This is a genomic window from Ensifer sp. 38_S197, assembly GCF_056924495.1.
On the sequence record NZ_JBXOVZ010000001.1, the window covers coordinates 1,599,792 to 1,616,638 of the forward strand.

At 61.4% G+C, this 16,847-nt stretch carries 14 protein-coding genes; 7 read left to right on the forward strand and 7 right to left on the reverse strand.

Annotation, left to right across the window (positions count from 1 at the left end):
* Nucleotides 1-84: 84 nt before the first annotated feature.
* The 6 genes from AC1Z3V_RS07495 to argE form a co-directional block, all read right to left on the reverse strand.
* Nucleotides 85-1,542, reverse strand: a complete 1,458-nt coding sequence (locus AC1Z3V_RS07495) for an NAD-dependent succinate-semialdehyde dehydrogenase (RefSeq protein WP_483498139.1) — start codon at nt 1,540-1,542, stop codon at nt 85-87.
* Nucleotides 1,543-1,566: 24 nt separating this feature from the next.
* Nucleotides 1,567-2,607 (reverse strand): tartrate dehydrogenase, encoded by a 1,041-nt coding sequence (locus AC1Z3V_RS07500; RefSeq protein ID WP_483498140.1) that lies wholly within the window; start codon nt 2,605-2,607, stop codon nt 1,567-1,569.
* 10 nt (nt 2,608-2,617) lie between these two features.
* Nucleotides 2,618-4,081, reverse strand: a complete 1,464-nt coding sequence (locus tag AC1Z3V_RS07505) for an aldehyde dehydrogenase family protein (RefSeq protein WP_483498141.1) — start codon at nt 4,079-4,081, stop codon at nt 2,618-2,620.
* Between the two features lie 159 nt (nt 4,082-4,240).
* Nucleotides 4,241-4,597, reverse strand: a complete 357-nt coding sequence (locus tag AC1Z3V_RS07510) for a cupin domain-containing protein (protein ID WP_483498142.1) — start codon at nt 4,595-4,597, stop codon at nt 4,241-4,243.
* Nucleotides 4,598-4,621: 24 nt separating this feature from the next.
* On the reverse strand, nt 4,622-5,545 hold the full coding sequence (locus AC1Z3V_RS07515; protein WP_483498143.1) for a 2-hydroxyacid dehydrogenase: 924 nt from the start codon (nt 5,543-5,545) through the stop codon (nt 4,622-4,624).
* A 24-nt stretch (nt 5,546-5,569) separates the two neighbouring features.
* Complete coding sequence (argE, locus tag AC1Z3V_RS07520) at nt 5,570-6,706, reverse strand: acetylornithine deacetylase (protein ID WP_483499591.1); 1,137 nt, start codon at nt 6,704-6,706, stop codon at nt 5,570-5,572.
* A gap of 250 nt (nt 6,707-6,956) precedes the next feature.
* On the opposite strand from argE, the gene AC1Z3V_RS07525 reads away from it, so the two are divergent.
* Complete coding sequence (locus AC1Z3V_RS07525) at nt 6,957-7,859, forward strand: GNAT family N-acetyltransferase (protein WP_483498144.1); 903 nt, start codon at nt 6,957-6,959, stop codon at nt 7,857-7,859.
* A gap of 178 nt (nt 7,860-8,037) precedes the next feature.
* On the opposite strand, the gene AC1Z3V_RS07530 is transcribed toward AC1Z3V_RS07525, so the two are convergent.
* Nucleotides 8,038-9,027: a PAS domain-containing protein gene (locus AC1Z3V_RS07530; protein WP_483498145.1), complete on the reverse strand. Its 990-nt coding sequence runs from the start codon at nt 9,025-9,027 to the stop codon at nt 8,038-8,040.
* Between the two features lie 117 nt (nt 9,028-9,144).
* Here AC1Z3V_RS07530 and AC1Z3V_RS07535 point away from each other — a divergent pair, with 117 nt between their 5' ends.
* The 6 genes from AC1Z3V_RS07535 (at nt 9,145) to AC1Z3V_RS07560 (ending at nt 16,844) form a co-directional block, all read left to right on the forward strand.
* Nucleotides 9,145-9,966: an IS5 family transposase gene (locus AC1Z3V_RS07535; RefSeq protein WP_483498146.1), complete on the forward strand. Its 822-nt coding sequence runs from the start codon at nt 9,145-9,147 to the stop codon at nt 9,964-9,966.
* A 314-nt stretch (nt 9,967-10,280) separates the two neighbouring features.
* On the forward strand, nt 10,281-12,392 hold the full coding sequence (locus tag AC1Z3V_RS07540; protein ID WP_483498147.1) for a putative bifunctional diguanylate cyclase/phosphodiesterase: 2,112 nt from the start codon (nt 10,281-10,283) through the stop codon (nt 12,390-12,392).
* 308 nt (nt 12,393-12,700) lie between these two features.
* Nucleotides 12,701-13,690: an MsnO8 family LLM class oxidoreductase gene (locus AC1Z3V_RS07545; RefSeq protein WP_483498148.1), complete on the forward strand. Its 990-nt coding sequence runs from the start codon at nt 12,701-12,703 to the stop codon at nt 13,688-13,690.
* A gap of 22 nt (nt 13,691-13,712) precedes the next feature.
* Nucleotides 13,713-15,062 (forward strand): LLM class flavin-dependent oxidoreductase, encoded by a 1,350-nt coding sequence (locus AC1Z3V_RS07550; protein WP_483498149.1) that lies wholly within the window; start codon nt 13,713-13,715, stop codon nt 15,060-15,062.
* A 20-nt stretch (nt 15,063-15,082) separates the two neighbouring features.
* Nucleotides 15,083-16,270 carry a M20 aminoacylase family protein gene (locus tag AC1Z3V_RS07555; protein ID WP_483498150.1) on the forward strand — a complete coding sequence of 396 codons (1,188 nt, stop codon included), beginning with the start codon at nt 15,083-15,085 and terminating at the stop codon, nt 16,268-16,270.
* Nucleotides 16,271-16,292: 22 nt separating this feature from the next.
* Nucleotides 16,293-16,844, forward strand: a complete 552-nt coding sequence (locus tag AC1Z3V_RS07560) for a GNAT family N-acetyltransferase (protein WP_483498151.1) — start codon at nt 16,293-16,295, stop codon at nt 16,842-16,844.
* The last annotated feature ends 3 nt before the right edge of the window (nt 16,845-16,847 follow it).

A 16,847-nucleotide genomic window follows, 5' to 3' on the forward strand; every position in this document is an offset into this window, starting at 1 on the left:
GACTGGTCATCGTCGCCGGGAACAAGAAAGGTGGGGCTGCGATCGCAATCCCACCTTTTTCGTAGCCCGCGTGCTGCGGCAGGATCAGGTGAGGCCGCCGATATGAAAGGTCTTGGCCTCGAGATACTCGTCGATCCCCAGCTGTGATCCCTCTCTCCCGAGGCCCGACTGCTTGACGCCGCCGAACGGTGCGACCTCGGTCGAGATCAGGCCGGTGTTCAGCCCTACCATGCCGAATTCGAGCGCCTCGCCGACGCGCCAGGCCCGCTTGAGGTTTTCCGTATAGAAATAGGCCGCCAGCCCGTAGGGCGTGCCGTTGGCAATGGCTATCGCCTCCTCTTCGGTCTCGAAGCGGAACAGCGGCGCGACCGGCCCGAAGGTCTCTTCGCTGGCAAGCTGCATGTCGATGGTGGCGCCGGTCAGGACGACCGGGGCCGTGTACTGCCGCCCTGCCGGCAGTTCGCCCCTGGCGGTGACGATCCGGGCACCCTTCGCGAGCGCGTCCTCGAGATGACGGTTGATCTTGGCGATCGCCGCATCGTTGATCATGGGACCGATCGAAACGCCGGCTTCCGTGCCGGGGCCAACCTTCATGGCGTTGACGCGCGCCGTGAGTTTTTCGGCGAAACGATCGTAGACGCTCGCCTGAACGAGGATGCGGTTGGCGCAGACGCAGGTCTGACCGCCGTTGCGGAACTTCGATACGATTGCGCCCTCGATCGCGAGGTCGATGTCGGCGTCGTCGAAGACGATGAAAGGTGCGTTGCCGCCGAGTTCGAGGGAAAGCCGCTTGACGCTGTCGGCAGCGCCGCGCATCAAAAGCGAACCGACCGGCGTCGAACCGGTGAACGAGATCTTGCGCACGGTCGTATTGGCCATGATCTCGTTGCCGATTTCCTTCGGCATGCCCGTGACGATGTTGACGACCCCGGCGGGAATGCCGGCCATCTCGGCCAGCACGCCGAGCGCCAGGGCCGAATAGGGCGTGAACTCGGAAGGCTTCACGACGACGGTGCATCCGGCGGCGAGCGCTGGTGCGATCTTGCGGGTAATCATCGCGTTCGGAAAATTCCAGGGCGTGATGATACCGCAGACGCCCACCGGTTCCTTCAGCACGATGATGCGGCGGTCAGGCGTCGGCGATGGTATGGTCTGGCCGCCGATGCGGCGCGCCTCTTCGGCGAACCACTTGACGAAGGAGGCGCCGTAGCGGATTTCGCCGCGCGCCTCGTCGAGCGGCTTGCCCTGCTCGGTCGTCAGGATCAGCGCGAGATCTTCGATATGCTCGATCATCAGTGCGTACCAGGCTTCGAGCAGCGCCGCGCGCTCGGCATGGGTGCGCTTCTTCCACGCCGGGTAGGCCTTGTCGGCGGCCCCGATCGCCGCACGCGTCTCCTCGCCCCCCATGTCGGGTACGGTGCCGATCACCGCCTGGCTCGCAGGATCGGTGACGTCGACGCTCCTGCCCGATCGGGCTGCGACCCACGCGCCGCCGATCAAGCCTTCTTGCCGAAACAGGGAGGGGAGTTTCAAATTCCGCATGCTTCCGATCCTCGGGTACGATTTTTACAGTGCGGCAAGGAGCGCCGCGGTGATGGTGTCCGTCCGGTCCTTGCCGGGAACCGTGCCGATGCCGGCCGCCGTGGTGGCCTCGATCGCCTTCATGACGGCCCCGGCGGCATCCTTTTCGCCGAGGTGCTCGAGCATCATGGCGCCGGACCAGACCGTGGCGATGGGGTTGGCGATCCCGAGATGCGCGATGTCGGGTGCCGAGCCGTGCACCGGCTCGAACATCGACGGGGCGTTGCGCTCGGGATTGATGTTGGCGGAGGCGGCAAAGCCGAGACCGCCCTGGATGGCTGCGCCGAGATCGGTCAGGATGTCGCCGAAGAGGTTGGAGGCGACCACCACGTCGAGCGTTTCCGGCGCCATCACCATGCGCGCCGCCATCGCGTCGATGTGATAGCTGGTGACCTCGACATCGGGATATTCCGCCGCGAGCTGCCGCGTGACGTCGTCCCAGAAGACCATCGAGTATTTCTGGGCGTTCGACTTGGTCACCGAGGCGAGCTTGCGGCGCCGCGACCGGGCCTGTTCGAAGGCGAAGCGCAGGATGCGCTCGACGCCCTTGCGGGTGAAGATCGACGTCTCGACGGCCACTTCGTCGGCCGAGCCCTGGTGGATGCGGCCGCCGGCGCCGGAATACTCGCCCTCGGTGTTCTCGCGGATGCAGAGAATGTCGAACCTGGTCGTCTTGAGCGGCCCTTCGACGCCGGCCAGCAGGCGGTGCGGACGGATGTTGGCGTATTGTGCGAAACTCTTTCGGATCGGCAGCAGCAAGCCGTGCAGCGAAACGGAATCCGGAACCTCCGCCGGCCAGCCGACGGCGCCGAGCAGGATCGCGTCAAAGCCGCGCAGGGTGTCGATGCCGTCTGCCGGCATCATCGCGCCGGTCTCCCTGTAGTAGGCGCAGGACCACGGGAATACGGTTCCCTTCAAGGCAAATCCGTGCGAAGCGGCTGCCTTCTGCAACACGGACCAAGCGGCTTCCGTCATGTCGCGGCCGATGCCGTCGCCGGGGATCAGGGCTATCGTCTGTGTCTTCATGGTTTCGTCCTCAGAGGCTGATCAAGACGCTCTTGCTCTTTCGATTGGCCTGGAAGGCCTCCCGACCGAGATCCTTGCCGATGCCGGACTGCTTGTAGCCTCCGGTCGGGAGGATGTGGTCGCGCGAGCGGCCGTAGCGGTTGACCCAGATGGTGCCGGCCTGCAGCCGCCGGGTGAGGCGGATGGCCCGGGAAAGATCGCTGGTGAAGAGGCCGGCGGCCAGTCCGTAGCTCGGATGGTCCGCAAGGTTCACGGCTTCTTCCTCGTCCTCGAAGGTCTGCAGCGTCAGCACCGGCCCGAAGATTTCCTCGATGACGGCAGGAGAGCGCTGGTCGACGCGGGCGACCAGCGTCGGCGCGTAGAAATATCCCGGCACGTCCATGTGACTGCCGCCCGTCAGGCATTCGGCTCCTGCAGCGACGGAGGCCGCGACGATGTCATCGATGCGCTGGCGCTGCCTTTCGGAGATGATCGGCGAATACTGGCTCGCCGCATCCCAGGTCGGTCCCGGCACGACGCCCTTCATCTTCGCCAGGATGGCGTCGATCAGCGGGGCCGCGACACTCTTCTCGACGATCAGGCGCGATCCGGCGACGCAGGCCTGGCCGGCATTGCTGGTGATGCTCGCGGTCACTGCCGCCGCTGCCCGATTGATGTCGGCATCAGCGAAGACGATCTGCGGGCTCTTGCCGCCGAGTTCCAGCGTCATCGGCTTGATGCCGGTGCGCGCGATGTTCTCCATGATCGCGGAGCCGGCGCGGGTGGAGCCGGTGAAGCTGATCTTGGCGATGTCCGGATGGCCTGTGATGGCATTGCCGGTGGTCATGCCATCGCCGAGCACGACGCTGATCAGGCCGGCCGGAATGCCGGCGCTTACGGCGAGTTCTGCCAGCCGGATTGTCGAGAACGGCGTCATCTCCGATGGCTTCAGCACGACCGCGTTGCCGGCGGCGAGCGCCGGACCAAGCTTCCATGCGGCCATGTTGATCGGAAAGTTCCAGGGTGTGATGGCGCCGACGACGCCGTAGGGTTCCGTCATGATCATGCCGAGACTGGCATCGTCGGTCGGCACCAGGTCGCTGCTTTCCTTGTCGGCGAATTCGGCGAAGAAACGGATCTGCTCTGCCGAAATGGCGATGTCGCCTTGGACCAGGTGACCGACCGGACGGGTTGAGGAGACCGCCTCCAGCCTTGCTAGCGTTACGGCGTCCTGTTCGATGAGGTCCGCCCAGCGATGCAGAACCTTCAGCCGCTCACGTGGGCGGATCCCGCCCCAGTTGCTTTCCTTGAGGGCTGTCTTCGCTGTCAGTACGGCCTGGTCGACAAGATCGGCGTCGGCAATCGGACAGGCGGCGTAGGGCCTGCCGTCGGACGGCCGGTGCATCGCGATAACGCCCTCGGCCGCCAGCAGGCGATCGCCGATGAAATGCCCCACCGGCAGGGCGAGGCTGTCAGGATCGAAACTCAGGCTCATCGGGATGTCTCCGTCGTTTGACTGCAACACTACCGGATCGCCAGGACAGGTTGATCCGGTAGAGTGAAAGGCCGCAGTGGAAGTCACTGTTTTGGCAGAGCTTCACAGCGCATTCTGCGGCGCGGACCCGAAACGGATGCCGCCCCACCGGAGCGTGCGTCACGGCGTGACGGTGACGTAGATCTTGCGGACGGTTTCGATGGTCTTCCAGACGCCGACGAAGCCCGGCTTCATCACGAAGCTGTCGCCCGCCTTGTAGACGACCGGCTGGCCGCCTTCAGGGGTGATTTCGACGAGGCCGGACAGGAGGTGGCAGAACTCGAAGGTCTGGCCTTTGATCGAGTGGGTGACGCCCGGGGTCGCTTCCCAGACCCCGGTGTGCACCAGCTCGCCATGGGCTTCGTCTTGCGCCCAGGTCTTGAGCTGGGGATTGCCGGAGATCAGCCGATCCGGTGCGGGCGTGTTTTCGCGCGGTGCGAAGGTGGGGTTGGTCTCGATGGTCTTGAGGAGCGACATGGCATTCCTTTCGGGGTTGAGGTTTCAGTAGCCGCGCTTCCGATCAACGAGGCCGATCGGATCGAGCCCGGCGCGCAGCCGCCTGATGTTGTCGATCACGGCGAGTGCGGCCGTGTGGGGCTGGGTGATGCTGGCGATATGCGGGGTCAGCAGGATGCGGGCGTCATGCCAGAACGGATGGCCGGGCGGCAGCGGTTCCGGATCGGTGACGTCGATCACGGCGCCGGACATGTGGCCGCTGTCGAGCGCGGCGAGAAGCGCCTCCTGGTCGAGCTGCGGTCCGCGGCCGACATGGACCAGTCCAGCGCCTCTCGGCAATTGGCTGAAAAGCCCGGCGTCGAGGAAGCCGCGGGTGTCGTCTGTCAGGGGCAGAAGACAGATCAGCACGTCGGTTTCTGCCAGCATGGCCTCCAGACCCGCTGGGCCGGAGAAGCATCGGACGCCCTCGATCTCCGGGGCAGATCGGCTCCAGCCGGACAGGGGAAATCCGAAGGGCTTCAAGCGCTCGAGCACGGCCTGGCCCAGGTTGCCGAGCCCCAGCACACCGATGCGGCGTTCGCCGGCCTGGGCCTGCGGCAGGACCTTCCAGACCTCGGCTTTCTGCTGCTGCAGGTAGGCCGGCAGGTTGCGATGGAGTGAAAGAACGCCGAGGACCACGTATTCCTGCATCATCCGCACGATGCCCTCTTCGACCATGCGCACGATCTTCACGTCGTCAGGAACGCTGGCGGCGCTGAACTGGTCGATGCCGGCGCCGGTCGAGAACAGCACCTCCAGATTGCGGTAGCGCGCCAGGTTCTCCGGGACGGTCCAGGTCATGAGATAGCGCACCTTGTCGGGATCGACCGTCGTCGGGTCCATCGAGAACGGCAGGTCCGGGATTTCGCGAGCAAACGTGTCCCGGAATATCTGGCCGCGAGCGGCATCGGAATTGAAGAGAAAGGTCATCGTCCGGATCCGATCCTGGCTCGTTCAAGGGTCCGCGCGGCAATGCCGCCCCAGTGCGTCGATCAGCGACTGGCAGGCGGCGAGTTCGCTTGTGAGAATGAACTCGTTGGGTTTGTGGGCACGCGCAATGTCGCCGGGTCCGCAGATGATCGCATCCACGCCGGCGCGCTGGTAGAGCCCGGCCTCGGTTCCATAGCTGACGGCGGCGAGCGGCTCGCTTCCCGTCAAGTCTTTCAGCAGAGCGGCGAGGGGAGAGGACGGGGCAAGGGAGAGCGCTGGATAGACGCTGAGAACCTGCCAATCGACCCCAAAGCCCTTTGATGCCAAAGCCTCTGCGGCTTCTCGCACCGGAGCCAGCAGCGCTTCGGGGTCAACGGACGAAATGGCCCTGGCCTCTAGTTCCAGGTTGCAGAGTTCAGGAATGATGTTGACAGCCTGACCACCGGTGATCGTGCCGATCGACAAAGACGAGTAGGGCGGTTCGAATTCGTCCTCGAACGGTCCTTCCGCAAGGTCGATCGCCGTTGCGACGGCGGCCTGCTGCACTTCCGTCATGGCGTGGATTGCATTGAGGCCCAGATCCGGCCGGGAGGAGTGGCCCGAAAGGCCCCTGAGTGTCAGTCGTGCCGCCGCCTTTCCCTTGTGGGCGAGAATGCCCCGCATCCCGCTCGGCTCCCCGATGATTGCACCGAGCGGCGGTCCGCATAGATCCGGCAGGCGAGCGATCAGGTGTGGCACTCCGCGGCAACCGGCTTCCTCGTCATAGGAGAAAGCCAGGTGAATCGGGCGAGAGAGCGGACGAGAGAGGAATGAGGGGACGGCTGCCAGGACGACGGCCAGGAACCCCTTCATGTCGGTCGTTCCGCGTCCATAGAGCCTGTCGCCCTCGATCCTCAACACAAAGGGATCGCCGTCCCACCCCGCTTCCCCGGCCGGGACAACGTCCATGTGGCCGGACAGGATGTAGCCCGGCCTGTCGGCGGGACCGATCGTGGCAAAGAGGTTCGCCCTGTCTCCTTCCGGCCCGGGAAGGATTTGCGGGGCAATGCCGAAGGACCTCAGATAGTCGGCGATCCATTCGACGATGTCGCCATTGGGCGTGCCGACCACCGACTGAAAGCTGACCAGCTTTTCCAGGATGTACATGGCGCGCGTCATCATTAGTTCCCGTTCCAAGCGCTGTCACGTCCTTACGCACCCCGCCATGCTCCAGCAGGAGAGGCGAACCGATTTTGACAATCAAAGTAGAGGCATAAGAAACTAATAGCTGCCGAAAGAGGAAGCGATACGGTCAAATCTTGTGCTGGCCTTCGCTTCAGCAGTGAAATGTTTCGCAGGATCTCAACTAACATGGCCACCGGGACATCCGGGCACTCGGCCCCGGAGGAGGACTTGTCGTTTGGCTTGGTGAATGATGGATAGCGAACTACCAGGGACGTTGAGTGTCGATAACTTCGAGATGCGCTTCGCCGACATCGCGGATGTCGAACTTTCCCAGTTGCAGGCTTTGTCGATCTCGGTGGAATGGCCTCACCGGGCGGCGGACTGGCAGCACCTCCTTGATGTCGGGAGGGGATATGTCGCGCTCGATGAGATCGGCCGCATAGGCGCGTCCGCCATGTGGTTCCCGCATGGCGAGGGTTTCGCCACCATCGGGATGCTGATAACCTTGCCAAGGTTGCAGGCCAACGGCACGGCAAAATGGCTGATGAACCAGATCATGGCGGACTGTGGTCATGGCTGCATCCGCCTCAATTCGACCCGGGAAGCCCGGCGGCTCTATGCGTCTCTGGGCTTCATGGCGAAGGGGAAGGTCTATCAATGTCAAGGCACGGTGATGACCGCCATGGAGCTTCCGCCGCTTGGCAAACACCTTGTCCTGAGGAGGTTGGACCGTGCCGATCTGGATGCGGTCATTGCCCTTGATGCTCCAGCCTTCGGTACGGCGCGGTGCCAGCACCTGGTGCGGCTGTTCGACAGTTCGATATGCTACGGTCTCTACCAGGGCCGACAGTTGCGGGCCTTTTCGATGCTTCGTCGCTTCGGGCGGGGACATGTTGTCGGGCCGGTGGTGGCCGGTTGCGACGAGGACGCCATTGCAGTCACCCAGCCGCATGTCGCCGCCAATGTCGGCCGTTTTCTTCGCATCGATACGCATTTCGACACGGGCGCGTTTGCTGCCTTCGTCCACCAGTGCGGGCTCGGCGTCTGCAACACGGTGAGGACGATGGTGACCAAGGAACGCGCCAGCTATGGCACGGGAGAAAATGGTGCGCCGGTGGTCTATGCCCTGGCGTCGCAGTCCCTGGGCTGATTGTTCCTGCCAGCTGACCAGAAACGAGAGAGCTCTTGAAGGGCCACCTTCGATTTCTTCCTTTTTGGCGTCGATGATCTTCTTGGCCATGAACTGCCGGTCATCGCCATGTTTTAGCTCGACCTCAGACGCGGGCATTAAAGCTGTGAAAGACCTTGAGCTGCGGCAAATGCAATCATCAGGTGTTGGCCGTTGACGTTGAGAGGCCGACCGAGACCCCACCCTTTAAGTCGCGGAAGAACCGAACGCCGTGCGTCTCCAGCGCGTTTCGCACCTTTCTCAAGTTTTCCTGTCTTACCGAAACAGTAGACGATTCCAGGCGCCTCACGGTCGAAAATGATACCCCGGCGACCTTGGCTAATTCTGGCGCCGTCCAGTTCAGCAAAGCTCGTGCCGCTCGGATCTGGCCGGGAGTAAGCGGTTCATCTGTGGCGGGCTGCAAAACATGGTCGTCAAGATAATCGGTATATCCGACCCATTCGACAATCTCGCCAGTCTCATCCCGGACGGCAAGGGCCTGGCCCTTCAACCTGACATAACGTCCCGCCAGATCTTTTACCCGCATCGTTACACGGAACATCTTTCCCGTTGCGATCGCGCTTGCCCAGGCCTGCCGGAATGTAGCTCTGTCGTCGGGATGTATCGCGGCCAACTCATCCCAATTGCGAGCTTCCGCTGGCGATTGACCGGTCAGCTTCGACCATTCACTTGTCTCGACCAGCTTGCCATCTGGGTAGGCCCGCCAGATATGGCCGCCGAGCAGGCGGGACAAAATGTAATTGAGCTTCTTCTCGCCATTCAGACTGGCTTTAAGCTCCTGGACATCGGTAACGTCCGCTACGATGCCCATCATAGCGATCGGACTTCCATTTCGATCGAAGTGCGGTTGTGCTTTGCTGCGGACCCATCTCAGGCTGCCGTCGGGACGGATGATCCGGAACGTCCTGTCCGCAAGTCGTTTATCGGATGCGAGCCCCACAGCATTACTGAAATCCAGTTGGTCATCCGGATGCACAAGGGACTGGTAAAGGTCAATTGTAGGGACAACGGACGCGGGTTCGATTCCAAGTATACGGAACAACCCATTCGACCAGGTTACTTCTGAGGATTCAATTTCCCAAGTCCAAACGCCAAGATTACAACGTTCTTCTATAATTCTTAACTTCAAATCTGGAGTCTTGAGAGCCTGATCCGAAATTAAGTTGAGTGGTATCAGCGGGTTATCCTTGACGGAAGCCCAAGTCGTTGATTCAGCGGTTTTGCTACAGACCGAAGGAAATCAACGATGTGGACTGACACCACTCGGGCGCAATATGCCCGTGCGGAACTGATTTTGCCAAGCGATTTGACCGATGCCGAATGGGCGGTGCTGGAACCGTTCTTTCCGCCGCCCTCGCATGTCGGGCGACCGCGCAAGTGGCCGCTACGGCGGATCGTCGAGGCGATCCTGTACCTGCTGCGCGGCGGGCTGCCGTGGCGGATGCTGCCACCGTGCTTCCCGCCGGTCTCCACGGTACGGCGCTGGTTCTACCTGTGGCGCGACGACGGGCTGTGGCTCTCGCTCAATCATGCGCTGCTGCTGATCGGACGGGAAGCGACAGGCCGCGAGGCATCGCCGAGCGCCGGAGTGATCGACAGCCAGAGCGTGAAAACCACGGAAAGCGGCGGCCCTCGCGGTTATGACGCAGGCAAGAAGATCAAGGGGCGCAAGCGCCACATCCTCACCGACACCGATGGTAATCTCGTTCACGCCGTGATCCACACCGCCGACATCCAGGACCGTGACGGCGCACCGATGGTGCTGCGTGAAATCATCCGGCGCTTCCCCTGGCTGCGGCACGTCTTCGCCGATGGCGGCTATGCTGGCGACAAGCTCAGGCAGGCGCTGCGCCGGATCGGCAAGTGGACGGTCGAAATCATCAAGCGGTCCGACACTGTGAAAGGCTTCGAGCTACTGCCCCGGCGCTGGGTGGTCGAGCGAACCCTGGCATGGCTCAATCGAAACCGTCGCCTCGCCAAGGACTTCGAGCAAACCATCGCATCGGCAACCGCATGGCTCTTCATCGCCTCGATACAGCTCTTCACCCGCCGCATCGCAAGGCTATGAAATTACAACGGATAATTTTGAATCAGACTCTGAGAAATCTCTTTGAATTTGTCATTCTGCGACGTTCTGCTATCGAAGTGGGGTTCTTCGAGCGAATTTGGACCGCCCATTCCTCCAAATACAAGAATTCCTCTCGATTAACAAACTGGTTTTCGGAGAATATGTCGGGTTTCTCGCTTAGGGGCCGCGGCACATTTATTATAGAAAAACCGGAAAAGACTTCGATGGTGAAGTGAACAACTTTCGATCACGTGCGAAAGATTCACCGGATATTTGAGCATATATGTCTCTTCTTCGGCGAAGGAGAGCAGTAAATGCTCATATTGCGCACGCCGCTGAGGCATGACGATAAATCGGCGTTTCAACCAAAGGGATTATGTTCTGGGCTGTCGGCAACCCAGCGACCTGATGAAGGCAAAATTGCCACCTTCGAGCGCTTCGGAACGTTGCCTTTCATTGAACCCGCCTGCGCAGAGGGTGCATTTCAACTCGGCGGCAGGGGCATCGACGAGGGCCGTATGAATAGTAGTCCCGTGGGGAAGAGCCTGAAACCAGCCCCATATCCTTCAGACCCCGTGCAGGCGGCCACATCTGCAATCCATCAAGTGTTGCGCGATGCACAAGCCAGCGGTTCTCCTGAAGCAATCAAGGATCTGGTTTGTTTTACCAACAGCTTATCCCAAACGCTGATGCTCGAGGCCAACTGGCAATGTCAGGATTCCGGTTTCTGGATCGATGCGATCGACAAAGTTCTAAGCATAGCGGTGACCGATACGAAGGGCACGATCCTCTACGCGAACTCAAGGTTCTGCGAGATCAGCGGATATGCATCGAGCGAGCTGGTCGGCTCCAATCATCGTCTGCTCAATTCCGGCTTCCATGGCAAGCGGTTCTTTCGCGAGATGTACGCCACGATAAGAGGCGGCCGGATCTGGCGGGGCGAGATATGCAACAGGGCAAAGGATGGCTCGCTCTATTGGATGGCGACCACGATCATCCCGCGGCTCGATTCTGGCGGCAAGGTTTGCCAGTATGTTGCATGTCGCTTTGACATCACTGAGCTGAAGCGCGCACAACAGCATCTAGTCGCTGTCGCTAATATCGATCCGCTGACCGGACTGTTGAACAGGCGTGCTTTCCAAAGTGAGCTGGCGAAGACCGTAGATCCTTTGGCCGGCGGCCGCCAAGGAGTGGCTTTGGTTCTGCTGGATCTCGACAACTTTAAAGACATCAATGACATCCACGGTCACGACGCGGGCGACGAACTGCTTAAGGCAGTGAGTTCCGGGATCCGCCGGTCGGTCCGAGCGACCGATATCGTTGCGAGGCTCGGAGGTGATGAATTTGCCGTCGTATTCACTCCGTCGCCTTCACGCGCGCGCCTCGTGCAGCTACTGGCTTCCATTCGCGACGCCGTCGGAATTTCTGCGTTTGATAGTTACAGGCTAAGCGCCTCGATGAGCATGGGAATAGCTTGCCTTCCCGATCACGGCGCGACGCCGGCCGAACTCCTAAAGAACGCCGACATTGCTCTCTATAATGCGAAGAGACTGGGTCGCGACCGATACGAGTTCTTTACGCCTGCGCTTCAGGACGCAACGGTTCGACGGCTCAGCATGCAGGACCAGGCGCGCAACGGACTGCGTGATGGCCGATTCTGCCTCCATTATCAGCCGGTCGTCTCGTTGGCCGACGAGAGCCTGAAGGCTGTGGAGGCGTCGCTTCGCTGGGAACAGCCAAACCTCGACTTGGTAGGCTCCAACGAATTCGCAGAGATTTTTGATGACTTTCGGCTCGCCACTGCCTTTGGCGATTTTGTCCGGGAGTTTGCAGTTTCGCAGATCGCTGATTGGACAAAGAACGGCGTCAACTTTGGGAAGGTCGCCATAAATGCGACCGCGGCCGATTTTCTGGTGGCGAACTATTGCGAGCGATTGTCAAAGGCCATGATTTCGGCGGGTATGACCCATGGCGCTATTTCGATTGAAGTCTCTGAGGGATTGTTCCTCGGGAAGCAATCGACGCGCGTGCGAGAGGAAGCAAACCGGCTGCGCGAGGCTGGCTACGAGGTTGTTCTAAACGATTTTGGCGCGGGCTACGCTGCTCTAACGCACCTCAAGGAATTATCCGTGGATGGCATCAGGATTGACAGCAGTCTCGTGCGCGGGCTGGGGCGCAACAATACAGACCAGAAGATCATCCGCGGCATCATCGAGATAGCTCACAGCCTCGACCTTGACGTAACTGCGAAGGGTATCGCGACGGAGGAGCAGCTTAGGCTCCTGCGAAATATGGGCTGCGACCGAGGTCAAGGTTCTGTTTTCTCAGAGCCGCTGCCCGCGCAAGACTTCCCGCTGTTCGTCCGCGAATTTGCGCTACATCGTCGCCGCTCGAAGCACAGGGGATCGCGACAATCCGAGCGCTAACCACAAAACGCCAGCGTTTTTTCGGTAAACCCTCAATTGTCGGGATCATATTGAAAGTGCCCCTATGTCATTTTCGCAGCGATAGGGCACCGTCCTAGCGTTCTCTCTCATCACATTCTCTCTGATGACGCTCGTGAGCTTCTCGTTGAAGCCCATCCAGACGAAGAACGTGTTGTTTGGCCCAGGACGTAGTTGTAAGCGGCAACTTTTCTCGTTTCGGGCTGAGAAACAGAACGATATTCCTATAGTCTATAAAAATTATGTATTTAATGATGTTATGTCGTGACCTCCGATGAAAGCCCCGAACCATGTCGTATCTCCTCAGCCTTCTCGACAAGAGCCCCGTCGACCCTGGACAGACACCGACGGAGGCCCTTCACGCGACGGCCAGTCTCGCTGCGAAGGCGGAGGAATGGAGCTATCATCGTTTCTGGGTTGCAGAGCACCACAACGTACCAGGTCTAGCGAGCTCAGCACCGGAAACGCTGATTGCCTATCTCCTGGCGAAGACGTCGAGGATCCGCATCGGCTCCGGCGGCGTCATGCTGCAGCATTACAGCGCCTACAAGGTAGCCGAGACCTTCAACCTCCTCGCCAGCCTCGCGCCGTCGCGGGTCGATCTCGGGGTGGGCAAGGCGCCCGGTGGTTTTCCATTCTCCACCAAGGCGCTGCAGGTCGGAATTGACCCGACAATACGACGGAGTTTCTCGGAGCAACTGAGCGATCTCAATCGCTTTCTGCAGGCTGGACCTGAAGCGGAATTGCTGGCGACGCCGCTGCCGCCCGTCGCGCCGGAACGCTTTCTGCTGGGAGCGAGCGTCGACAGTGCATTGCTGGCTGCCGAAAAGGGCTGGAAGCTTGTCTTTGCCGGCCATCTCAACGGCGATCCGGACAATCTGCAGAAAACCTTCGACGCCTATGAGCGCGCAACGAAAGGCGATCGACCGCTCCTTGCTCTCGCAGCTTTCGCGGCCGAAAGCGAGCAGCGGGCGCGCGAACGCGTTGCCGATCTGAAGATCTTCAAGGTGCTGCTTGCAAACGGCCAGAGCGTCAATGTCGGTAGCGAAGAACAGGCTGCCGAATTCGCCCGTCAGGCCGGGATTGCCGACTACCGCGTCGAGGAGAAGACGCCGAGCGTGCTGACGGGCACGGCGCGGCAGGTTCGCCAGCAACTCGATGAACTGCACCGACGCTACGGCGTCAAGGAATTCGTCATCGATACGCCTTCACTCGCTGCTTCCGAACGCTTCGCCTCAATCGAACTCATTGCACGAGAACGACTGTCTCTCGCCGCCTGATCGTTTCAGGAAAGGATCTGTCATGTCCAAGAAGAACGTAACTTTCGGCATCATGCTGCAGGGACCGGGCGGGCATATGAACGCCTGGAAACATCCAAGCGGCCCGGCCGATGCCAGCGTCAATTTCGACTTCTTCGTCGAAACGGCGCGAAAGGCCGAAGCTGCCGGCATTGCCTTCGCCTTCGTCGCCGACGGCCTCTACATCAACGAACAATCGATCCCGCACTTTCTCAACCGCTTCGAGCCGCTGACCATCCTGTCGGCGCTCGCTGCATCGACTTCGAAGATCGGCCTCGTCGGCACGGTTTCGACCTCCTACAGCGACCCGTTCACCATCGCCCGTCAATTCGCTTCGCTTGACCTCATCAGCGGCGGCCGCGCCGGCTGGAATGCGGTGACCTCGCCGCTTGAAGGCTCCGGCCGCAATTATGGCCGCGAGCATCCGGAACATGAGCTGCGCTACGAGATCGCCGACGAATATCTCGACGCCATCAAGGGGCTCTGGGACTCGTGGGACGACGACGCCTTCGTGCGTGACCGGGCAACCGGTGTCTATGCCGACAAGTCGAAGCTGCGCCGGCTCAATCACAAGGGACGGTTCTTCCGGATCGAGGGTCCGCTCAACATCGAACGCTCCCGGCAGGGCCAACCGGTGGTGTTCCAGGCAGGTGCCTCCGATTCCGGTATTCGGCTGGCGGGCAAACATGCGGATGCCGTGTTCACCAATGGCGGTCCGATCGAGGACGCCAAAACGTTCTACAGGCAGGTCAAGCAAAGTGCTGTGGCGCAAGGGCGCAGCACGTCCGATATCGGGATCTTTCCGGGCATAGGCCCGATCGTCGGGGCGACGGCCGAGGAGGCCGAGGCGAAGTATCGCGCCATCCGCGATCTGGTCACGGTCGAGGAGGCATTGCTCTATCTCGGTCGTTTCTTCGACCATCACGATTTCAGCGCCTATCCGCTGGACGCGCCATTTCCCGACATCGGCGATATCGGCAGGAACAGTTTCCGGGCAACGACGGACCGCATCAAGAAGACGGCGCGTGAAACCGGGGCGACGCTGCGCGAAATCGCGCTCGATGTCGCCACGCCGAGAACGGCATTCATCGGCACGGCCGAAGAGATCGCCGACGAGATCATCCGGTGGATCGACGAGCAGGCCGCCGACGGCTTTATCCTCGGATTCCCGGTGATTGCCGAAGGTCTTGCCGACTTTGTCGCACATGTGCTGCCGATCCTTGAGCGCCGCGGCTATTTCGATCCAAGGCTCGAGGGCGCGACACTCCGTGCTCATCTAGGGCTTGCCTATCGCGAAAGCCGCTACGCGCAATCCGCGCCCGCCGTTGAACACGCAAAGGCCGTCGGCGCCTGAAGGGCCGGCGAAGAACTCCCATGAACGCAATCGCCACCCACCCCCAAAGATCCGCCGTCGTCGCGCGGGGCCTTGACGCCTTCATAGATGAGATCGTCGCGATCCGCCGCGACCTTCACCGGTACCCGGAGCTCGCTTTCCAGGAAAAGCGCACCAGCAACCTGGTCGGCGACCTGCTCGCCTCCTGGGGATATGAGGTGAACCGTGGCATTGCCGGAACCGGTATTGTCGCCACGCTCAGCCGCGGAAGCGGCGGGAGGGCGATCGGCCTTCGCGCGGACATGGATGCGCTGCCGATCGAGGAGGCGACCGGACTTGCCCATGCCAGTCGCAACAAGGGCGTGATGCATGCCTGCGGCCATGACGGGCACACGGCGATCCTGCTTGCGGCAGCGCGCTTCCTGGCGACGGAAGGCCGCTTTGATGGAACGTTGCGGCTCATTTTCCAACCCGCCGAGGAGATCGGCGCCGGTGCCCGCAAGATGTTGTCGGAGGGGTTGTTCGAGCGCTTTCCGGTCGATGCTGTCTTTGGATTGCACAATTGGCCCGGCGTGCCGGCCGGCCGTTTCGGTTTCGTCTCGGGACCCGCCATGGCCTCGGTTGATCAGGCAAACGTCACCATCATCGGCAAGGGCGGACATGGCGCCGAACCGCATCTGACCGTCGATCCGGTGGTGGCAACTGCGTCGCTGATCACCGCTTTGCAGAGCCTCGTTTCGCGCAATGTCGATCCGCAGGAGACCGCCGTCGTCACCGTTGGCTCCATCCATGGCGGGCAGGCATCGAACGTCATTCCCGAGAGCGTCTCGCTGAAACTGACCTTGCGCGCCTTCAACAGAGACGTTCGCCGCCTGCTCGGCGAGCGTGTCCAGGCGCTGGCGCAGGCACAGGCCGAAAGCTTCGGCGCGCGCGCCGACGTCGACTACCGGCTCGGCTTTCCGGCCCTGATCAACCATCCCGCGGAGACAGACGTCGCCCGCAACGTGGCGCTAGAGGCTTTCGGGCCTGAAACGGTCATCGCCGATTTCAAGCCGCGCACCGCCAGCGAGGACTTCGCGTTCTTTCTGGAAGAGAAGGCGGGCAACTACGCCTTCATCGGCAATGGCGACAGCGCGGCCCTCCACAGCGCCCAATACGACTTCAACGACGCGATCATCGCACCGGCAGTCCGCTACTGGGTGCGGCTGGTGGAAACCTTTCTCGCATGACGACCATGGGACGGCGAAAGACATGAGCGACACGTTTCTCTACACCACGCCCCTCGACCCGCGCGCCAAGCCGCTGATCGACGAACTGATCTTCGAATATGACAGCCGCTACGGCAACTACTTCAGCGAAGAGGGGGCAACTGCCGAGATGAACCGCTACCCGCCGGAGGTCTTTGCGCCGCCGCACGGCAATTTCGTGCTGCTGATGCGTGACGGCCAGGCGATCGGTGGCGGCGCCTTCAAGCCCTATGACGACCGCACCGCCGAGTTCAAGCGCATCTGGACCCGGTCGGATCTGCGCCGCCAGGGGCTGGCACGAAAGGTGCTGCTCGAGCTCGAAGCGCAGGCAGCGCGGCAGGGTTATTCGCGCATCTATCTCACGACCGGGTTTCGCCAACCCGAAGCTGTCGGGCTCTACCTATCCAACGGCTACACCGCGCTCTTCGACGTCGAGGCCGATCCAGAAGTCTACAAGACGCTGCCGTTCGAGAAGGACATCACGCATCTCCTGGCGTCACTCGCGCTCATCGGTGATGCGCCGCCACCAAGGCCCCAGGCCGTGAACCACATCTAGCGC

Coding starts and splice junctions, on each gene's coding strand:
- AC1Z3V_RS07495 (WP_483498139.1), bottom strand. CDS start 1,542: ATGCGGAATTTGAAACTCCCCTCCCTGTTTCGGCAAGAAGGCTTGATC.
- AC1Z3V_RS07500 (WP_483498140.1), bottom strand. CDS start 2,607: ATGAAGACACAGACGATAGCCCTGATCCCCGGCGACGGCATCGGCCGC.
- AC1Z3V_RS07505 (WP_483498141.1), bottom strand. CDS start 4,081: ATGAGCCTGAGTTTCGATCCTGACAGCCTCGCCCTGCCGGTGGGGCAT.
- AC1Z3V_RS07510 (WP_483498142.1), bottom strand. CDS start 4,597: ATGTCGCTCCTCAAGACCATCGAGACCAACCCCACCTTCGCACCGCGC.
- AC1Z3V_RS07515 (WP_483498143.1), bottom strand. CDS start 5,545: ATGACCTTTCTCTTCAATTCCGATGCCGCTCGCGGCCAGATATTCCGG.
- argE (WP_483499591.1), bottom strand. CDS start 6,706: ATGATGACGCGCGCCATGTACATCCTGGAAAAGCTGGTCAGCTTTCAG.
- AC1Z3V_RS07525 (WP_483498144.1), top strand. CDS start 6,957: ATGATGGATAGCGAACTACCAGGGACGTTGAGTGTCGATAACTTCGAG.
- AC1Z3V_RS07535 (WP_483498146.1), top strand. CDS start 9,145: ATGTGGACTGACACCACTCGGGCGCAATATGCCCGTGCGGAACTGATT.
- AC1Z3V_RS07540 (WP_483498147.1), top strand. CDS start 10,281: ATGCTCATATTGCGCACGCCGCTGAGGCATGACGATAAATCGGCGTTT.
- AC1Z3V_RS07545 (WP_483498148.1), top strand. CDS start 12,701: ATGTCGTATCTCCTCAGCCTTCTCGACAAGAGCCCCGTCGACCCTGGA.
- AC1Z3V_RS07550 (WP_483498149.1), top strand. CDS start 13,713: ATGTCCAAGAAGAACGTAACTTTCGGCATCATGCTGCAGGGACCGGGC.
- AC1Z3V_RS07555 (WP_483498150.1), top strand. CDS start 15,083: ATGAACGCAATCGCCACCCACCCCCAAAGATCCGCCGTCGTCGCGCGG.
- AC1Z3V_RS07560 (WP_483498151.1), top strand. CDS start 16,293: ATGAGCGACACGTTTCTCTACACCACGCCCCTCGACCCGCGCGCCAAG.